This is a genomic window from Halococcus salifodinae DSM 8989 (genome assembly GCF_000336935.1).
Classification (GTDB): domain Archaea; phylum Halobacteriota; class Halobacteria; order Halobacteriales; family Halococcaceae; genus Halococcus; species Halococcus salifodinae.
On the sequence record NZ_AOME01000038.1, the window covers coordinates 1 to 289 of the forward strand.

The 289-nt window shown below is 61.9% G+C and carries 1 protein-coding gene; it reads left to right on the forward strand.

Translation table 11 applies throughout. The features are described from left to right. Positions 1–273, forward strand: a 273-nt coding sequence (locus tag C450_RS22650; protein WP_005041706.1) for a hypothetical protein, incomplete at its 5' end; no start/stop codon positions are given. Positions 274–289 lie beyond the last annotated feature (16 nt).

Below are 289 nucleotides of genomic sequence, written 5' to 3' on the forward strand. Positions count from 1 at the left end.
CCGCCGGAGTTCGAGACGGTAGAAGAACAAGTGGAGTATCTGGTAGCGCTGAAGGGATCGCGTTTGATCCAGCCGTTCGGGTCGCTACATGGGAATACGCCGCGAGTTCACGGGCTACTGCGGTGCTCGGACTGTGAGTGCGCGCCGCGGTGGTGGAACTACCAGGGCCTCGTCGACGAGGGTTACGACAATATGGAGGTGGAGGGTTCGAGCGCGGATGGCGATCGACCGCCACCGGATGAGGTCGATCCCACTGATGGGCGGGGCGCTTGACTTCTACCGTGAGTGA